Source organism: Pseudomonas sp. 9AZ (assembly GCF_902506525.1).
GTDB lineage: Bacteria > Pseudomonadota > Gammaproteobacteria > Pseudomonadales > Pseudomonadaceae > Aquipseudomonas > Aquipseudomonas peli.
This window is the reverse complement of the sequence record NZ_LR733840.1, coordinates 320,629-338,701: the sequence shown is the minus strand read 5'-3', so window position 1 is coordinate 338,701 and position 18,073 is coordinate 320,629. Positions and strand designations below refer to the sequence as shown.

Sequence of the window (18,073 nt, the reverse complement as noted above, 5' to 3'; positions counted from 1 at the left end):
AAGGGCGACTTCGGTCGCCCTTTTTTGTGCCTAAAAATCGCTAAGGTGTTGTTTTATAGGCTGTTCAAATCTGACGAGGCATGCTAAAACCTTTTTATCTAGTGATCTAGCCGCTTGAAAAAGAAGGGAAAACCATGACCAAGTCGGAGTTGATCGAGCGCATCGTCACCCATCAGGGGCAGCTCTCGTCCAAGGATGTTGAGTTAGCGATCAAGACCATGCTTGAGCAAATGTCGCAGGCATTGTCCACTGGCGATCGGATTGAGATCCGTGGTTTTGGCAGTTTTTCGCTGCATTACCGCGCGCCGCGGGTTGGGCGTAATCCCAAGACCGGTGACTCGGTCACATTAGATGGTAAGTTTGTTCCGCATTTCAAGCCAGGTAAGGAGTTGCGGGATCGGGTGAATGAAGATGAATGACCAAACTTGAGCTGCTGCCGGAGTGGGGCGGTCGTAATTATTGAAATCGTCATTTCCCCAGCGTTGCTTTTTCGTCGACTGAGACTGGCTTCATCTTTTTATCATGGCATAATGCGCCCTTCTGAACTACCGGATCAGTTGCAGTCTATCCCGTATTGCTATCTGTCGTTTGGTCATGGACGTACTTTCCCTGAGTTAATGGATTAGCCGATGTACTTCCCCCATATCTTTCATCATGGTGTTGTGTCAGGCGTGGCCGCATCTTGCCGCCTACTGCTTATGGATATCGCCAGCAGGCTGTTGATCGATTGCGGCTTATTCCAAGGGGCAGAAGGTAAGACGAATCATGATGTCCGAGTCGAGGGTTGGCGTGCATAGCAGCCCCAAATCGACTGGTCTAGCCTCCCCGTGATCCTCTACTCCCTATTGGCCAGCCATTTCACTAAGGTCTACCGAGAGCTGTATCCCCTCTGGGAAGCTGAAGCTCTGTCGTGCCTCCAAAACGGGTGCAATCCTTCGGCATTTCGTAACCCGCTGACAGTTGACCATGGCCAGGCTCGCCTGGCCATGGTCAACTGTCAGGCCCAAGCTACTCAGCCTGTCACCTTTATCGCTGGTAACGGAATGTGTTCCAGTGGTTGTATCGTCAACTATCTCAAGGCCATGCAGGAAGGCATTATGTACTGTTTGTAGGGTATCAGTCTAAGGCACCACGGTTCGGCATATACGTCGGTTTCATACAGGCGGGTAAGTGTAAATGGACGAGCAGCGCTATGCCATTCGGGCTTAAGTGCATATCATATGCGGCTTTTCGGTACATGCGGATCTAAATGGATTGCTTTGGTTTTTTACCAGAATGCCCCAATGGCAGTCACAAGTGCGGATTGTTCACGGTCAGCTCGAGGAAAAGGGGCAATTGAGAGATGCACTAATTTTCCGATATCGTGGAAAAGAGCTAGTACTTGGCGCAGTGTTTTATGAGTCATTCTTAATATCGGGGCCGCAATTCAATGAGCGACATGAAAACTTCAAACAGCAGCCAAGCTATCTATGGCGATGAAATTGACTTGGTGGAGCTTTTTTGCGGCCTGTGGGCACAAAAGTGGCTGATTATTTTGGTCACCATGCTGTGCGTCATAGGCGCAGCAACATATGCTTTTTTTACTACGCCAGTTTATGAGGCGCGCATTGCTGTGCAGCCGCCTACTCTCAGTGATATTGCCGGTTTCAACCAGGGCCGGACGGGTGATAAAACAAGAGGTAATGGCTTAAAACCATTTGTGGTTGATGATGTTTATGCGGTTTTTTCCCGAAACCTCCAGTCTGATAGTTCTAAGCGTAAGTTTTTTCGTGAGGTCTATTTGCCGTCTCTGGATGAAGCACAGAGATCGGGGTCGCGAGATAGTCTTTATAAGAATTTCAATAATAAGTTGAGTATCAATGTGCCTGATAAAAACCAGCCGCAACGGTTTTCAGTTGCTGTGAACTATCATTCGCCACAGTTAGCTTCAGCTTGGGCAAAAGAATTTATCGATCAGGTGGCTGAGCGGTCACTGACTGAAATGCTTGAAAACGCGGAGCGCGAACTTGCTGTGCAGGCGCGCAATATTGAGCAGCAAATCAAGTCTGAGCAGGTGGGTGCCAAGAGTCGACGAGATGATCGAATTGTTCAATTGCAAGAGGCATTGAAGGTTGCAGAGGCAATAGGCTTGGACAATCCTCCTGTGATTACAGGGAGGGTTTCAAATGAAAGTGAGCTTTCCGCATTCATGGACGGCAGTCTAATGTATATGCGAGGGACTAAGGCTCTACGTGCGGAAATGCAAGTTTTGGTTGAGCGGTTATCCGATGATCCTTTCGTTCCAGAGCTGCGTGAATTAGAAGCTAAATATCAGGTGTTCTCGAGTGTAAGTATTAATCCCGAGAAGGTTGCAGTCTTTCGGCAAGACGGTGATATAGAAGTTCCAGATCAGCCCATTAAGCCTAAAAAAGCTCTTGTTCTAGTTTTAGGTGTTTTACTGGGTGGGGTGCTGGGTGTTTTTGCCGCACTTATTCGCTTGATACTTATAAAGCGTGCAGCCAGGTTCTGATTTTTTACTAGGGCTGAAAGTATCAGTTAGATGTAGCTCGTTTCATAAGTTTCTGAAAATATATTAAAATTAAGAGTTTAAGTTAGATATATCGGAGTTGTTTAATGTCTCAGCAGAAGCAGTCCAGCATTAATAAATTCAAAAACAAGGAAGCCCTCGTAGGTATCGTCGGGCTCGGATATGTCGGCCTACCCTTGATGTTGCGCTACAACGCAATTGGCTTTCGTGTGTTGGGCATAGATATTGATGAAAGTAAGGTGAGCAAGCTCAACGCTGGTCAGAGCTATATCGAACATATCCCCGCTGATAAAATCACGGCTGCCTGCCAAAGCGGCTTCGAGGCAACTACAGATTTTCGTCGGGTCAGCGAGTGTGATGCTCTGATTCTTTGCGTGCCGACGCCACTGAATAAATATCGCGAGCCGGATATGAGCTTCGTGATCGATACAACCAATGCACTCAAGCCCTATCTGCGTGCCGGCCAGATCGTTTCCTTGGAAAGCACTACCTACCCAGGCACCACCGAAGAAGAATTGCTGCCGCGTGTGCAGGAAGGGGGGCTGGTGGTAGGCGAGTCGATTTTCTTGGTCTATTCGCCTGAGCGTGAAGATCCGGGCAACCCAAACTTCGAAACCCGTACCATCCCAAAAGTTATCGGCGGTCATACCCCGGCTTGCCTGGAAGTTGGTATTGCCCTTTACGAGCAGGCAATCGATCAGGTGGTATCGGTCAGTTCAACTAAAGCGGCGGAAATGACCAAGTTGCTGGAAAACATCCATCGTGCTGTCAACATCGGTCTGGTCAACGAGATGAAGATCGTTGCTGATCGAATGGGTATCGATATTTTTGAAGTGGTCGACGCTGCCGCTACCAAGCCGTTTGGCTTCACAGCCTATTACCCTGGCCCCGGCCTAGGTGGCCACTGTATTCCCATCGATCCCTTCTACCTGACCTGGAAAGCCCGCGAATACGGCCTTCACACGCGTTTCATCGAGCTGTCCGGTGAAGTCAACCAAGCTATGCCCGAATACGTGCTGAGCAAGCTGATGGATGGTCTGAATAATAGCGGTAAGGCAGTGAAGGGCAGCAAAGTGCTTGTTCTTGGTATTGCTTACAAGAAGAACGTTGACGATATGCGCGAATCGCCCTCTGTGGAGATTATGGAGTTGATCGAGGCTAAGGGCGGCATTGTGGCCTACACCGACCCTCATGTTCCGGTTTTCCCTCAGATGCGCGAGCACCACTTCGAGCTTAGCAGCGAAGCTTTGACGGCCGATAACCTCGCTAGATTTGATGCTGTAGTCTTGGCCACCGATCACGATAAGTTCGATTACGAACTGATCAAACAACACGCCAAGCTGATTGTCGATAGCCGTGGCAAATACCGCGCTCCGGCTGCGCACATCATCAAAGCCTGATCACTGGCCCCCTATAACATTGCCTGGCAGGTCCGATTTATAGCCTGCCGGGTACTGATGCAATGCAAGGAACACCCATGAAAAATTTTGCCCTGATCGGAGCAGCCGGATACATTGCTCCCCGACATATGCGCGCTATTAAGGACACCGGCAACGTGCTGGTTTCCGCCTACGACATCAACGACTCGGTCGGAATCATCGACAGCATCTCGCCGCAAAGCGAGTTCTTCACCGAGTTCGAACGTTTCCAAGAACACTCTTATCGCTTGAGACGTGACCCAGCTAGTGCACTCGACTATGTCGCCGTTTGCTCGCCCAACTACCTGCATCATTCGCATATCGTCGCCGGTCTGCGCATGGGGTGCGATGTCATTTGCGAGAAACCGCTAGTACCCACACCGGAAAATCTCGATGAACTTGCCTTGGTCGAGCGGGAAACCGGCAAGCGCCTCTACAACATACTGCAACTGCGTCACCACCAGGCCATTCTCAGTCTTAAGGACAAGGTCGCCTGCGAAAACAGCCAACACAAATACGATGTCGAGCTGACCTACATAACCTCGCGTGGCAAGTGGTACATGGAGAGCTGGAAAGGCGACCCGCGCAAATCCTTTGGCGTGGCCACCAATATCGGTGTGCATTTCTACGACATGCTTCATTTCATCTTCGGCAAGCTGCAGCGCAACGTCGTGCATTTCGTTTCAGACTATAAAGCTGCTGGCTACCTCGAATATGAGAACGCCCGCGTGCGCTGGTTTCTCTCCATCGACGCCAACGACCTACCTGATTCCGTGAAGGGCAAGAAGCCAACCTACCGCTCCATCACCGTCAACGGCGAGGAGGTGGAGTTTTCGGAAGGCTTCACCGATCTACACACCACCAGCTACCAGGAAATCCTCGCGGGTCGTGGTTACGGAATCGAAGATGCGCGGCATTGCGTGGAAACGGTCAACACCATCCGCTGCGCTGCAATCGTCAGTGCGCAGAATAATGAAGGCCACCCGTTTTTGACGTCACAAGTCAAGTAACAGTTATCGGCATACCAAGTGCCTTGTCGCGAGATGGTCTGAAATAATCGGCCGATTTCGGATCATTCTTAGTTATTAAAGAATTGCTAAATTTAATTGGTTTTAAGTTGTCATTTTGTGCGTAGCTCGCCATTGCTATATTTATAGGTTTGGTCCTTTTAGGAAGATTTATTAATAATTAATTTCTGGATATTAACGTATGTCTTATACTCAGCACTCCAGTGCCATCGTCGATGATGGTGCCCAAATCGGCAAAGGCTCGCGCGTTTGGCATTTCGTTCACGTTTGTGGCGGCGCCCGCATTGGTAAGGGCGTATCTCTGGGCCAGAATGTTTTCGTCGGCAACAAGGTCGTGATCGGCGACAACTGCAAAGTGCAGAACAACGTCTCTGTGTACGACAACGTCACCCTCGAGGAGGGCGTATTTTGCGGGCCGAGTATGGTATTCACCAATGTGTACAATCCGCGCTCCTTGATTGAGCGTAAGGATCAGTACCGCGATACGTTGGTAAAGAAGGGCGCTACTCTTGGTGCGAATTGCACTATTGTCTGCGGTGTGACCATTGGCGAGTTCGCCTTCATTGGGGCTGGTGCGGTAGTCAACAAGGATGTGCCAGCCTATGCCCTGATGGTAGGTGTACCTGCCAGCCAGATTGGTTGGATGAGCGAGTTCGGCGAGCAACTGGCTCTGCCAGTGGCAGGCGAAGGTGAGGTTGCCTGCCAACACACCAGGGCACGCTATGTTTTGAGCGGTAATTCCCTAAGCAAAGTGGATGCGTAATACATGATCGAATTCATCGACCTGAAAACCCAGCAAGTCCGTATTAAGGATAAGATCGACGCTGGTATTCAGCGCGTATTAGCCCATGGCCAGTACATCCTTGGTCCAGAAGTCTCTGAACTGGAAGAAAAGCTTGCCGCCTTTACCGGCGCCAAATACTGCATTACCTGCGCCAATGGAACCGATGCTCTGCAGATTGCCCAGATGGCGCTGGGCATTGGACCAGGCGATGAGGTCATTACCCCAGGCTTCACCTACATCGCTACTGCTGAAACAGTGGCGATGCTCGGTGCAAAGCCCGTGTATGTGGATATTGATCCGCGCACTTACAACCTCGACCCGAATCTGCTTGACGCGGCCATCACGACACGTACCAAGGCGATTATCCCTGTGTCGCTGTATGGCCAGTGCGCAGATATGGACGCCATCAACGCTATTGCAATTAAACACGGCATTCCAGTAATTGAGGATGCTGCGCAGAGTTTCGGTGCTACCTATAAGGGCAAACGTTCTTGCAACTTGAGCACCATTGCCTGCACCAGTTTCTTCCCCAGCAAGCCGCTAGGTTGCTATGGCGATGGGGGCGCGATTTTCACCAATGACGACCAACTGGCAAAAGTTCTGCGTCAGATCGCGCGGCACGGTCAGGATCGCCGTTATCACCATATCCGGGTTGGTGTGAATAGCCGATTGGATACTATTCAGGCGGCGATTTTGTTGCCAAAGCTTGAAATCTTTGAGGAGGAGGTTCAGCTCAGGCAGCAGGTCGCAAACGGTTACGCGAGTCTTCTGAACGAAGCCGGCATCGCTGCGCCCTTTATCGAAGCGCATAACCAAAGTGCATGGGCACAGTTCACCGTCCAGTTGGAAAATCGTGAATTTGTGCAGGAACGTCTGAGTCTTATTGGTGTTCCGACTGCTGTTCATTACCCGATCCCTCTTAATCGTCAGCCCGCGGTCAGTGATGCTTATGCGATTCTGCCGGTGGGCGATGTCGTTGCTACCCGAGTGATGAGCTTGCCAATGCATCCTTATCTTTCTGGCGATCAGTTAAATAAAGTTGTAGCGCCACTGGTTGAAATTATGAATGGGGCATACGTTGCTAGTAATTAGTTCATCTGTAGCCTGGGTACCTCTTCGTCTGTATTGGCTCACTACACAAGCTTCATTAGCTCTGTTGAGTGGCTTTTTGCATCAGGCCTCAGCTAGTGAGTAGCTACTGGAAAAGCGTAGCTTCGGTGCTGACGGGTTCTGCCCTAGCCCAGGTTATTCCGATTATCGGATCGCTGGTAATTGCCCGTCTATACGCGCCAGCCGATTTTGGCGTGTTCTCGGCCTGGTTTGGTATAGTGCTGTTGCTCAGCGTGGTATTGACCGGTCGTTTCGAAATGGCTCTAGCGGTCGAGGTGGATGGTGAGCCACGTCGGCTTGCAGTTCTTTCTACACTAGCCACCGCATGTTTTGTGGCCGGGGCTGCGGCCATCTTGCTTGCTATAGGCGGATTGGTCGCGCCAGGCGGGATGAATGCTTTTCCAGCCGTGTTAATTTTCGCGTCGGTTCCGACTGGACTGGCAATCGCTGCCGCACAAACCTGGCAGTCCTGGGCCGCTGCAGAAGGTAGCTATCGTCAACTGTCTATGATGCGCATTGCACAGGCAGGCGCTGTCACGTTCATTCAGGTCATCGCAGGGGCATTTCACGCGTCCGCCGACACACTTGCCATTTCACACCTTATGGGTGTGATTGTCGGACTCGCTGTTTCAGCGTACCTGATGCCAGTGGGCACCTTTCCCGCCGGCCAGGCCATTGTGTCGATTCGAAGTTTCTGGAGTCGTCAACGTCGATTCCCGTTGTTGTCATTACCTGCAGATGCCATCAATACGGCGGCAGCCCAGTTGCCACTCCTTATCGTAGCCAGCCGATTCGGCGCAGAGACCGCCGGACTCTTGGCTATGACCATGCGTATATTGGGGGCACCCATTGGCCTGCTCGGTAAGTCGGTGCTCGACGTTTTCAAACGCCATGCTGCCACCAGTTTTCGCGAGCGCGGCGAGTGCCGCAGTGACTACCTCCGCACCTTCAAAGTACTGGCATTAGGCTCGCTTGCCTTTTGCGCAGTGATGGCCTTCGCCAACGAGCCGCTCTTTGCGCTGGCTTTTGGCGAAGAGTGGCGCGGCGCCGGCACGATCGCGGTTTGGTTGCTGCCTCTGTTTGCTCTGAGCTTTATTGCAAGCCCACTGAGCTATATGGTTTACATCGCGGGAAAACAACATGTGGATTTGTTTTGGCAGATTGCCTTGCTAGGCATGACCATTTCCAGCTTGAGCATCCCGACTAATCATCAACATGCGCTGCAGGCCTATAGTGCTGGCTACAGCATGCTCTACGTCATCTATCTAGTAATGTCGTATCGTTTTAGCCTGGGAGTGAGAAGTTGATTGCAATCATCGACTACGACATCGGAAATATCAGTGCGGTGGCCAACATGCTGCTGCGGCTCGGAATCCGATGCACGATTACCGCTAAACCGGAAGAGGTCGAGCAAGCCGAGCGTATCATCCTGCCGGGTAATGGTTCATTCGATGCATGCATGCAAAATCTCCGTGCAAGCGGACTGATTCCTGTGTTGGAACGCAAGGTACTCGAACAAGCTACGCCATTGCTGGGTATCTGCGTGGGTGCGCAGATGCTTGGCACCGAGAGTGCCGAAGGAATAGAGCGAGGGCTCGGCTGGCTTGACATGCGGGTGCGCCGCTTTCCGGAGATGCCCGGCCTGCGCGTACCTCATATGGGCTGGAATCAGGTGCGCCCTAGGTCGGACAGTCATCGTCTTACTCGCGACATGGCGGCCGAGGCGCGCTTCTACTTCGTGCACAGCTACTACATGGAGCCGTTTGATCCTGATGACGTTCTTCTGCTCGCGCACTACGGCATCGACTTCGCAGCGGGTGTATCGCGCGGAAACATCTCAGGTGTTCAATTCCATCCCGAGAAGAGTCATCGATTCGGTAAGCAACTCCTCGCTTCGTTTGTGAAAGGTGACTGAATGTACCGTGCACGTATCATTCCTTGCTTGCTCGTTCGTGGTAACGGGCTGGTCAAGACCCGTAAATTCAAGGAGGCGGTATACGTCGGCGACCCTATCAATGCGATACGGATTTTCAGTGACAAGGAGGTCGATGAGATCGTCGTCCTCGATATCGATGCATCACGAGAAGGAAGGGAGCCCAACTACGGGCTGATCGAGGAAATGGCTGGCGAGGCCTTTATGCCGCTGGCCTACGGTGGCGGTATCCGCAATCTCGAACAAGTTCGCCGTCTGATCCGCTCAGGAATCGAGAAAGTCGTTATCAATACAGTCGCAACCGAATCAATGGGTGTGATTCGCGAAGCTGCTGACATGTTTGGTAGCCAGGCAGTCGTTGGTGCAGTTGACGTCAAGAAGACTCTGTTCGGCGGATATCGTGTGGTTACAAAGTCGGCAACTGTCGACGCCAAAATTGGTCTCGATGAGCATATAAAGCAGTTGGTATCAGCAGGTATAGGCGAGATATTCATTAACAATGTGGATCGTGATGGCATGATGACAGGATACGATTTGCAGCTCCTGCGCAGTATTACGCAGACGGTAAATGTCCCGGTCGTGGCCTGCGGCGGTGCCGGCACCTTAGAGCACCTCTCGCAGGCGGTTACTGAGGGGGGGGCTTCAGCAGTCGCTGCGGGGAGTATGTTTGTGTTTCACGGAAAACACCGAGCGGTGCTCATCAATTATCCTAAGAATATTTGTCTATAAGTTCGGAAATAGCTAATGTCATCAATATTATCTCGGATAGGAATTTTAGTTTATGTCTATCTTTTGGCTTTAGGTATTATCTTGTCGTACAGTCTTCAGTTGGCTGAGATGAATGAATATATTGGTTATATAAAATTCCCAATAGATATCTACTATTTTTTAACTATACTAGTTACCGTTTCTGTGATTGGTGCATTTCTTCCGGTAGCAATTAGCAAGCCGTCAGATTTCTTTTCTTTTTTATATGGGTTATTTGTGCTCTTGCCATATGCGGTTCTATTTCCTATAAGGAGTATGATCTCTACTCAAGAGTTGGTTCTATATTTTTTTACGCTCGCGGCACCGCTTATCTGTATTCGGTTAGTGAGCCTGGCTGTGCCGCCTCTTAGAATTCCTAGATTGATTACCTTTGAGTCTGGAGTTTTTTTATTGACTCTGGTTTCTGTGGTTGGCGTAATTTTTGGTTTATTTAACCAACCGGTTTCGGCAGGCTTCGGTATTGATACCGCCTATGAGCGACGAATGGAAGGTAGAGATATTTATACTACTGGTTCGCTGTTGGCGTATTTAAGCAGTGCCATTGTCAATGGGTTCGCGCCTTTCTTAGCTTTTGTTGCAAGTTGGCTGCGCCGGATTTGGTTGTGGCTATTTTCGCTATTTTGTGGAGTTTCATTTTTTTACCTCCTTGGTCTAAAGGCACCTTTATTAATAATTGCTGTAGCTTCTGTAATCGGTTATTCGGTGCGTATAGGGAAAATGCATACAATGGTGAGGGCGATCAGTTTTCTATTGTTGGGGATATTCGCTTTGTTTTTAGTTGAGTATATTGCATTCAATTACTCTTTTGTCGCCGATTATTTTATTCGTCGCGCCCTGACCGTACCACCCTGGTTGATTTCAGCATATTTTGAGTTTATGGGGTCGACCGCTATGCATACCTGGATGGCACTGGAGGGTATAAACTCAACGGAACCAGTTACGTTTATTGTTGGTGAGTGGTTTCTTGGTATGGCGGGATTGAATGCTAATACTAACGCGTTTATCTATCAGCTCGCAGCTGGAGGCATTCCCATGTATGTCGCCACGATCCTGCTTGTTACGTTTGTCTTTGCTTTGCTCGATGCTAATTATAAGTGCACGAAAAATCCGGCCCTGATTTACATCGGATTCTCTTACGCAATTCTGCTCACCGAACAAGCAGCTACAACGGCTTTGGTTTCATCTGGAATCGGTATGCTTGTCCTTTTCGCTTTGTTCTCGGATATCGGTAAAACATCTTATAAATATACTCCCGCCCAAATCTGATTCGTCAGAGTAGGATAATTTTTTAGCTAATTTCCATATAACAATTTGGTTAACTCAGTATGCAAAATTCTGTTTCAACGGCTCAAGTCTGCAGCCGATGCGTGATGGACACCTCTGATCCGGAAATCACTTTTGATGAGCATGGCATTTGCAATCATTGTCATCAGTTTGATGAGCGGTCGTGTCGAGAATGGTTTCCGAACGAAGAAGGTCGTCGTCGCTGGGAGGCTCTGGTGCAGCGGATCAAAGTCAGTGGTAAGGGACAGGAGTATGACTGCATTCTGGGGTTGAGCGGTGGTGTGGATAGTTCTTATCTGGCAATCAAAATGCAAGAGTGGGGATTGCGTCCACTGGTTATGCATGTCGATGCCGGTTGGAACAGTGAATTAGCCGTTGCCAATATTGAGTCTATTGTCAAACATTGCGGTTATGATCTTCATACACATGTTGTAGATTGGGAAGAGATGAGAGATCTGCAGCTAGCCTATTTGCGCGCTGCAATAGCCAACCAAGATGTGCCGCAAGATCATGTGTTTTTTTCTAGCCTTTACCATTTCGCTACAAAGAATAACATTCGTTACATCCTTTCGGGCGGTAATTTGGCAACAGAGGGTATCTCACCTTCTGCCTGGCATGGTAGTGCGATGGATGCCATAAATTTGAATGCTATACATAATAAGTATGGCAAATCTAAGCTTAAGAATTATAAAACCATTAGCTTTTCTGAACACTATATTTGGTATCCGTTTGTAAAGAAAATGCGTACGGTACGCCCTTTGAATTACATGGTTTACGACAAGGCGGAAGCCTTGAAGGAATTACAGCAGACTGTTGGCTACAAACCGTACCCTCGCAAACATGGGGAGTCTGTTTTTACAAAGTTTTTCCAGAATTACTATTTGCCGGAAAAATTTGGTATGGATAAGCGCCGTCCTCATCTTTCTAGTTTGATTGTGTCTGGTCAGATGACGCGGGATGAAGCGATTGTGAAACTGGCTGAGCCTCTCTATGATTTGCAGGAGCTTGAGGTTGATATCGCTTATTTATGCAAAAAATTGCGCATATCGCGTGCTGAGTTTGATGAATTAATGCAGGAGCCGAATAGGCATTACACTGATTTCGAAAACTGGGATAGTCGTTATAAGTTACTCAAGAAGGCTCAGTTTTTAGTTGAGCGTATGCTGGGAAGGCGAGTGAATGTCTACTCCTAGCGTTTCGGGGGGCTATTATAATGATCGCGTGTAAATCAGGGATTTTGTATGTGCGTGCTGGTTTAGCGCCACTTGCGAAACAGATTCGAGCAGATAAAGGCGTAATTAATTTTTTACGAAATAGATTGGAGTTTGATGAGCTTATTGTCCCATATTTTCATGGTGCACGGCCTTTGTGGAGAACTCCTGCGCGCGTAGGCGAGCCATACAAAACCAATTCAGGATCATTAGGTAGGCTTGTTTCAGATATGCCTGAAGCGGTTGCTAGTCGACATCCTACTCATGCGTTTGCAGGGTATGGCGAGCGTGTTGCTCAGGTGCTAAAGCGACATAATGCTGATTCGCCTTGTTTTCTGCCGATTAAGGAGTTAGCGGAGCAGTTTGATTTTTCGATGTTACTTTTGGGCTGTGTTGATGAAAGTCCGGGCTTCTCAACAATTCATGTCGCACAGAACATATTGGGGTTGAGTCAACGACACTTAATTCGTTATCTCCTTCGGTGGGATGTAGTGGATGATGAACGAGTTTTTTCGAAAGTAGCGCCGGAGGCACCAGGGTGTAGCGAGTCATTCGGTAAGTTTTATAAACTTTATCAGCAAGATGATAATCTGGTGAAGGGTGAGTGGAACGGTGTGTCGTGGATATTTGTCCCTTCAGCTTTAAGAGCTTTACAGGTGGAGTTATCTGTTCTTCGTGAAAAGCCACGATTCGTTAAGTGTGAAAAGAGCTTCTGCCCAACTTGTAGCTTGAGGCTGTATTGATGAAGGTAAAACTATTTTCATCTAAGGTTAATTTGCAGCCAGGTGAGCCTTTGGGTGGGGGGGATGCAAGCCGAATGTCGTTGAGTTCAAGCGAAATGCTCGAATGCAATGGGTTCGAGGTTTGGACTCCAGATGGTTTTAATTATCGTATCTCTTCAGTCGATGCTTTGTATGCGGGACGTTTGGTCGAGTACTTTAATAAGGGTGATATAAATCATATTTTAGCGGCCACGCATACCCATTATGCTCCAATGCTCGATGATCGAAAGCCGCATATTGGTGAATTTAGTCAGGTTGGTTTTGATGCATATGTTGACGCTCTAGAACAGATGCATCTCGATGAAGTCGAGTCAACGGTATGTCGTCTTTATCGGTCCGAATTGGACGTTCCGGTATATCGTAGATTTGATTATCCAGATAATTTATTAAATCGGTTTTTATCGAGTCGTTTCGGGTTTTATCCGAATGATGCAAAAGTCATTGATAAATCAATTTATTTTTTTGAATTTTGTGATGACAAATGTGCCCATTTTGTCTTGGTTTATCATGCCTGTCATCCAACCAGTCGCGGTGTTAAGTGTGAGTTGTCTTCTGACTACATTGGCGCAGTTCGTCAGGCGGTTAGAGAGCGTTTTGATGTTGAAGTTGTAGTTTTTTTGCAGGGGTGTGCAGGTGATATTCGTCCGAATCTTGCTAAGAAGCGGGTTTCATGGCTTCCGCGTTTTCGTCTCAATTGGAAATTCAATTGGCATCCGGATGCTGCCGACATCCTTCGCTTAAATGAAAAATATATTGAAGCCGTCAAGGCGGCAGTTAAGTATCGAGTGGTCTCGTTGGTGGCCGATGAGTTTAATGTCCAGGCCCGGCAGCTAATTCCACTAGGTGGAGAGGCTGTAGATGCTTTTTCTGTCGAGTTTTTTCCTGGGGTGAAGTTTCATTTTTTTCCGTTCGAGATTTCACATCTCTATCATCTTGAAATCACTGCTTTTGAATCTTCTGATTTTCTTGTCTCATGTGCAAATGACACGATCGGATATCTATCGCATCCGGCCCAGCATAAAGCAGCAGGATACGAAGTTTGTGGCTCATTATATTACATGGGGCTGCAGGAAAAACTCGAAGTTAAGGAGTTGCTTTGATTAAGGTTGTTCATGTTAGTTCAGGTCACCACCGTAACGAGTTACGCGTGCACTTGAAACAATGCAATAGTCTTGCAGCTGCGGGATACCGTGTCTATTTTGTAGTGGCTGATGGTGAGGGTGACGCCAAGATTGGTAATGTCGAGGTTCTAGATGTCGGTATTCCCCATGGACGTTTTCAGCGTATGTTGGTGTTCCCAAAGCTTTTGCTGCGTAGAGCGCGGCAGATAAATGCGAGCATCTACCACTTTCATGATCCAGAGTTGTTGACGATAGCAATTGCGCTCAAGGGGCGTGGCGCCAAGGTCATCTATGATAGTCATGAAGATGTCCCTAGATCTATTATGAGTCGTGATTGGATCCCTTTTTTGATACGTCGAATAGTTTCTATGTGCTTCGAGTTTTTTGAGAACTTTGTCGCGCGTCGAATGGCTTGCGTGGTTGGGGCAACGCCATTTATAGCTGAGAGGTTTTCGAGTATAGGATGTCGGTCAATCGCTATTAATAATTTCCCCCTACAATCTGAAATTATTAGTGTGTCGGCTACTAGAAATCCTAACCCAGTAGTCTGCTTTTTAGGCGGGATCACGCTTGTCCGTGGGGTGCGTGAGATTATTGTTGCTTTAGCATCTCTACAGACAAAGATGGTTTTGGCTGGTCCTTTTGATAGCGACGATACAAGAAAGGAACTAGAGCGACTTCCGGGATGGCGCAATGTTGATTACTTGGGAAATATTGACCGTAAGTCAGCTGTTGAGGCTATGAGGGGGGCAATGGTAGGCATGATCTGCTATTTACCAGAGCCTAACCATGTTAATGCTTTTCCCAATAAGCTATTTGAGTATATGGCGGCTGGATTACCAGTGATTGCTTCCGACTTTCCTCTTTGGCGAGATATTGTTGATGGTGCTCAATGTGGGATTTGTGTCAATCCCGCTAATCCTGATGACATTCGCCAAGCAATTGCGCAAATGATAAGTGATCCCGACGGCTGTGAGCGGATGGGTGAAAATGGTCGTAGAGCAGTTCTAGAAAAGTACAATTGGCTTAATGAAGAAAGGAAGCTGATTCAGCTTTATCAGGAGGTTTTAGCCTCGAATGTTGTTCCGACCAGCGAAGCATCAGAGGGTAAGTAGTCATGAAAAAAGTCCTGACCGTCTTGGGTGCGCGCCCTCAATTTATTAAGGCCAGCGTAGTCAGTCACGCCATCGCTTCCACCTCTGGACTGGCCGAAGTGATGCTTCATACAGGTCAGCACTATGATGCCAATATGTCTGAAGTTTTCTTCGACGAGTTAGGTATGAACAAGCCGGACTATTTCCTAGATATCCATGGCGGTAATCATGGCGCCATGACCGGGCGCATGCTTGAAGCGGTGGAGCAGGTATTACTGCAGGAGCAGCCTGATGTTGTTCTAGTCTATGGTGATACCAACTCCACTTTGGCTGGTGCCTTAGCCGCAGCTAAGCTGGATATCCCAGTTGCGCATGTCGAGGCTGGACTTCGCAGTTTCAATATGAAAATGCCCGAAGAGATAAATCGTATCCTGACCGATCGCATCTCCCGCTGGCTATTTACCCCTACTCATACCGCTAGCGCTAATCTGTTGCGTGAAGGTCATGCGCAGAGCAGTATCACCGAAGTTGGCGATGTGATGTATGACGTTGCCTTACACCATGGCAGTCGTGTACGAGCGGATACCGGCTTGATGGCCGCGCTAGGTCTTACAGAAAAGGGTTATGTGCTTGCGACCATCCATCGTCAGGAAAACACTGATCACCCTCAGCGTCTTGCCGTCATTGTAGAAGCCCTTCGTGTTACCGCCCGTACTCTGCCTGTAGTTTGGCCGCTACACCCGCGTACACGTGCCAAGCTACAAAAAGCCGGTTTGCTGGAGGCGTTGGCCAGTCAAGTTACGTTGATTGATCCGCTTGGTTATCTGGACATGGTGCAATTGGAAAAATTTGCCGCGTTGATTGCTACTGACAGCGGCGGAGTACAAAAAGAAGCCTTTTTCTATCGGGTGCCCTGTATCACCGTGCGTAACGAAACCGAATGGGTGGAGCTTGTACAGGCTGGGTGGAATCGGCTGGCACCGCCGGAGGATGCGAGAGCAGTTCAGGCGGCTATGGATGCTGCTCTGGGTAGTCGAGGGCAAGATGTGCAGCCTTATGGGGCAGGTGACGCGGCGCGACGGGTGGCGGCTTCAATTCTCTTAAATTCTTAACTTCTAATTTAATAATCTTAAGCAAGTTTTCACTGTTCAGACGGTGATGCTGCTACTTTAAAGAGTCATTTTATGTGCGGAATTTTTGGCTTTATTGCCAGAGAGAAGGTTAACCAACAAAGTCTAATGACTCTGGCTTTGCACGCTAGGCAACGCGGGCGTGATTCCAGTGGTCTGATCTATACGGATAGTTCTAGTTATCAAGTCAAACGGGCCGATTACGACATTAAGAAGTTGATTTCTAATGTCAAGCCTTTCGAATCTTCTTTCGTCTTTGGTCATAGCCGTTTGATTACTAACGGTCTTTCTGACAATCAGCCGGTTGTTCGTGGTGATATTTGTGTTATCCACAACGGCATCATCGTCAATGATGCCGATGTGTGGAATCACATCAAGCCCGTCCGCGCTCTCGAAATCGATAGTGAGGTGATTGCTGCCATTGCCGAACAACATCTGGATGAGTCGGGAGACGATCTCGACGGGCTGGCGCATAAGGTGCTGACTTTGTGTGTGGGGGTTGTTGCCTGTGCGATAGTTATTCCTCGTTTGGGCAAAGCGTTGCTTTTCTCAAACAATGGCAGTCTTTATGTTGGTAACGCTCAGGAGGGTATCTGTTTTTCTTCGGAAATGTTCCCGCTTAGTCAGATTGGCTGCTCTGATATCAAGCAGGTTAAGCAAGACGCTTTTGTCTTGGATTTACCGACTTCTACAGTGATCAATGTTTCTGACGATAATCAACGTATTCATAACTTGATTCCGCCTTTTCAATATATTTCGTCCGAAGAAAAGCAACTGCTATATCCTCAGCCGAATCTGCGCCGTTGTACTCGCTGTATTCTTCCTGAGACGATGCCGTACATTATCTTTGATGCGGACGGCGTGTGCAATTATTGTCACTCCTATACACCACGCAATGTCCCTAAGCCAAAAGAAGAGCTCTTCAATCTCGTAGAGGGCTATCGCCGTGCCGGCGTTACCGACTGCATCGTGCCGTTCTCCGGTGGTCGTGATAGCTGTTACGGACTGCATCTGATAGTTAAAGAATTGAAAATGAACGCCGTCACCTATACTTATGACTGGGGCATGGTGACTGATCTTGGGCGGCGCAATATCAGCCGGATGAGCGCCGAGCTAGGTGTGGAGAATATTATAGTTGCCGACGATATCGCCAAGAAGCGTAGGAATATTGCCGTCAACCTTAAAGCTTGGTTGAAGGCTCCGCATCTAGGGATGATCAGTATCCTGACCTCCGGTGATAAGCACTTCTTCCGTCATATCGAAACGGTGAAAAAGCAGACTGGTGTCAGCCTGAACCTCTGGGGCGTTAACCCGCTTGAGGTTACTCACTTCAAAGCTGGCTTCCTCGGTGTTCCACCGGATTTCGAGGAAAAACGCGTATATATGCATGGCTGGCAAAAACAAATGGAATACCAGAGCTTACGTTTTAAAGCGATGCTCAAAAGTCCGGGCTATTTTAACAGCTCGCTTTGGGACACACTGTCAGGCGAGTACTACCGTAGTTTTACTGAGAAGAAGGATTACTACCATATCTTTGATTACTGGCGTTGGGATGAGAAAACCATCGATGACACGCTAATCAATGATTATGGCTGGGAGCTTGCAGTCGATACCAGTACTACTTGGCGTATCGGTGATGGTACTGCGGGCCTGTACAACTATATTTACTACCTCGTTGCTGGTTTTTCCGAGCATGACACCTTCCGCAGCAATCAGGTACGTGAGGGTGAGATTACTCGCGAGCGTGCACTCGAGCTAGTAAGTGAAGAAAACCGCCCGCGTTACCAAAACATTCGCTGGTACCTTGATGCCTTGGGGATGGATTTCACTGAGGTGATCAAAATCATCAATGCAATTCCACGTTTGTACAAAGACTGACGGAC

The 18,073-nt window shown here is 48.5% G+C and carries 18 protein-coding genes; all 18 read left to right on the top strand.

The window, feature by feature from the left end:
• Window positions 1–134 precede the first annotated feature (134 nt).
• The 18 genes from ihfB to ALTER154_RS01630 all read left to right on the top strand — a co-directional run bounded on the left by ihfB (window position 135) and on the right by ALTER154_RS01630 (window position 18,068).
• Entirely contained in the window at window positions 135–419 is a 285-nt protein-coding gene (ihfB, locus tag ALTER154_RS01710; RefSeq protein WP_160085002.1) for an integration host factor subunit beta, read from the top strand.
• Between the two features lie 408 nt (window positions 420–827).
• The gene (locus tag ALTER154_RS20940) at window positions 828–1,112 is read left to right on the top strand and encodes a hypothetical protein (protein WP_256665375.1); all 285 of its coding nucleotides are present in this window, start codon (window positions 828–830) and stop codon (window positions 1,110–1,112) included.
• Between the two features lie 163 nt (window positions 1,113–1,275).
• Window positions 1,276–1,479: a hypothetical protein gene (locus ALTER154_RS21160; RefSeq protein WP_372239910.1), complete on the top strand. Its 204-nt coding sequence runs from the start codon at window positions 1,276–1,278 to the stop codon at window positions 1,477–1,479.
• The gene (locus ALTER154_RS01700) at window positions 1,439–2,509 is read left to right on the top strand and encodes an LPS O-antigen chain length determinant protein WzzB (RefSeq protein ID WP_256665374.1); all 1,071 of its coding nucleotides are present in this window, start codon (window positions 1,439–1,441) and stop codon (window positions 2,507–2,509) included. The genes ALTER154_RS21160 and ALTER154_RS01700 overlap by 41 nt, the downstream gene beginning before the upstream one ends.
• 104 nt (window positions 2,510–2,613) lie before the next feature.
• A complete protein-coding gene (gene wbpA / locus ALTER154_RS01695) occupies window positions 2,614–3,927 on the top strand; it encodes a UDP-N-acetyl-D-glucosamine 6-dehydrogenase (protein WP_160085000.1) in 1,314 nt (437 codons plus the stop codon).
• A gap of 77 nt (window positions 3,928–4,004) precedes the next feature.
• Entirely contained in the window at window positions 4,005–4,955 is a 951-nt protein-coding gene (gene wbpB / locus ALTER154_RS01690) for a UDP-N-acetyl-2-amino-2-deoxy-D-glucuronate oxidase (protein WP_160084999.1), read from the top strand.
• A 199-nt stretch (window positions 4,956–5,154) separates the two neighbouring features.
• Window positions 5,155–5,736 carry a UDP-2-acetamido-3-amino-2,3-dideoxy-D-glucuronate N-acetyltransferase gene (wbpD, locus tag ALTER154_RS01685; RefSeq protein WP_160084998.1) on the top strand — a complete coding sequence of 194 codons (582 nt, stop codon included), beginning with the start codon at window positions 5,155–5,157 and terminating at the stop codon, window positions 5,734–5,736.
• Window positions 5,737–5,739: 3 nt separating this feature from the next.
• Window positions 5,740–6,849, top strand: a complete 1,110-nt coding sequence (locus ALTER154_RS01680) for a DegT/DnrJ/EryC1/StrS aminotransferase family protein (protein WP_160084997.1) — start codon at window positions 5,740–5,742, stop codon at window positions 6,847–6,849.
• A 95-nt stretch (window positions 6,850–6,944) separates the two neighbouring features.
• On the top strand, window positions 6,945–8,174 hold the full coding sequence (locus tag ALTER154_RS01675) for a lipopolysaccharide biosynthesis protein (protein ID WP_160084996.1): 1,230 nt from the start codon (window positions 6,945–6,947) through the stop codon (window positions 8,172–8,174).
• Window positions 8,171–8,782: an imidazole glycerol phosphate synthase subunit HisH gene (gene hisH / locus ALTER154_RS01670; RefSeq protein WP_160084995.1), complete on the top strand. Its 612-nt coding sequence runs from the start codon at window positions 8,171–8,173 to the stop codon at window positions 8,780–8,782. Before ALTER154_RS01675 ends, hisH begins: the two co-directional genes overlap by 4 nt.
• A complete protein-coding gene (locus ALTER154_RS01665) occupies window positions 8,783–9,529 on the top strand; it encodes an AglZ/HisF2 family acetamidino modification protein (protein ID WP_160084994.1) in 747 nt (248 codons plus the stop codon).
• A 15-nt stretch (window positions 9,530–9,544) separates the two neighbouring features.
• Complete coding sequence (locus ALTER154_RS01660) at window positions 9,545–10,834, top strand: hypothetical protein (protein ID WP_160084993.1); 1,290 nt, start codon at window positions 9,545–9,547, stop codon at window positions 10,832–10,834.
• Window positions 10,835–10,893: 59 nt separating this feature from the next.
• On the top strand, window positions 10,894–12,045 hold the full coding sequence (locus ALTER154_RS01655) for an N-acetyl sugar amidotransferase (protein ID WP_160084992.1): 1,152 nt from the start codon (window positions 10,894–10,896) through the stop codon (window positions 12,043–12,045).
• A 20-nt stretch (window positions 12,046–12,065) separates the two neighbouring features.
• A complete protein-coding gene (locus ALTER154_RS01650) occupies window positions 12,066–12,806 on the top strand; it encodes an AAC(3) family N-acetyltransferase (protein WP_160084991.1) in 741 nt (246 codons plus the stop codon).
• Window positions 12,806–13,945 carry a hypothetical protein gene (locus ALTER154_RS01645; RefSeq protein WP_160084990.1) on the top strand — a complete coding sequence of 380 codons (1,140 nt, stop codon included), beginning with the start codon at window positions 12,806–12,808 and terminating at the stop codon, window positions 13,943–13,945. Before ALTER154_RS01650 ends, ALTER154_RS01645 begins: the two co-directional genes overlap by 1 nt.
• A gap of 47 nt (window positions 13,946–13,992) precedes the next feature.
• Window positions 13,993–15,081, top strand: a complete 1,089-nt coding sequence (locus ALTER154_RS01640; RefSeq protein ID WP_160084989.1) for a glycosyltransferase family 4 protein — start codon at window positions 13,993–13,995, stop codon at window positions 15,079–15,081.
• Window positions 15,082–15,083: 2 nt separating this feature from the next.
• Window positions 15,084–16,172 (top strand): non-hydrolyzing UDP-N-acetylglucosamine 2-epimerase, encoded by a 1,089-nt coding sequence (wecB, locus tag ALTER154_RS01635; protein ID WP_160084988.1) that lies wholly within the window; start codon window positions 15,084–15,086, stop codon window positions 16,170–16,172.
• A gap of 72 nt (window positions 16,173–16,244) precedes the next feature.
• A complete protein-coding gene (locus tag ALTER154_RS01630) occupies window positions 16,245–18,068 on the top strand; it encodes a glucosamine 6-phosphate synthetase (RefSeq protein ID WP_160084987.1) in 1,824 nt (607 codons plus the stop codon).
• Window positions 18,069–18,073 lie beyond the last annotated feature (5 nt).